This is a genomic window from Streptomyces recifensis, assembly GCF_002154615.1.
Taxonomy (GTDB): domain Bacteria; phylum Actinomycetota; class Actinomycetes; order Streptomycetales; family Streptomycetaceae; genus Streptomyces; species Streptomyces griseoluteus.
In genome coordinates this window covers 1-797 of the sequence record NZ_MUNH01000625.1, presented here as the reverse complement: position 1 = coordinate 797, position 797 = coordinate 1, and the positions used below count along the sequence as shown (strand labels likewise).

General features: G+C 68.5%; 1 protein-coding gene. It reads left to right on the top strand.

The features are described 5' to 3' along the window. Positions 1 to 282: 282 nt before the first annotated feature. The coding region (locus CCN33_RS27330; protein WP_244173953.1) for a DUF3662 domain-containing protein at positions 283 to 797 on the top strand (515 nt) is incomplete at its 3' end.

The window sequence follows — 797 nt, the reverse complement described above, 5'->3', positions numbered from 1 at the left end:
GCCGGGACCTTCCGCAACCCCCGCCCCTGTGGACAAAGCTGTTCAGGTATCAACCTCGTACCGGTCCCGGCCATCTCATCCACAGGGGGACCGGACCGGACGCCAGGTGCGGGACACTGGACCAGGACCACCTCTACGATCCTCCTCCGAAGGAGTTCGAAGGGGGTCCGCTGGGGGAACCGGCTGATTGCCGGGCGCGTAGATACGATCAGTGAGCAGTACCGGCGAGGCTGCCGAGCCGAGCACGGCACGGCAGAACGGCAGCGACGGAGGAGGTGCCCCATGGGAGTCCTGAAGAAATTCGAGCAGCGTCTCGAAGGTCTGGTCAACGGCACCTTCGCCAAGGTGTTCAAGTCCGAGGTCCAGCCGGTGGAGATCGCCGGCGCGCTCCAGCGGGAGTGCGACAACAACGCGACGATCTGGAACCGCGACCGGACCGTCGTGCCCAACGACTTCATCGTGGAGCTGAGCACGCCCGACCACGAGCGGCTCAGCCCCTACTCCGGACAGCTCGGTGACGAGCTGGCCGGAATGGTGCGCGACTACGCCAAGCAGCAGCGCTACACCTTCATGGGACCGATCAAGGTCACCCTGGAGAAGGCCCCCGACCTGGACACCGGTCTGTACCGAGTGCGCAGCCGCACCCTCGCCTCCTCCAGCAGCCAGGAGCCCCAGGCCCCGCACTCCGGCGGTCCGGGCCCCGCGGCACCCCATGCCCCCCAGGGCGGATACGGCTACCCGCCCGCCGGAGTGCGGGGCCTGGGGCTCCTGGCTGCTGGAGGAGGCGAGGGTGCGGC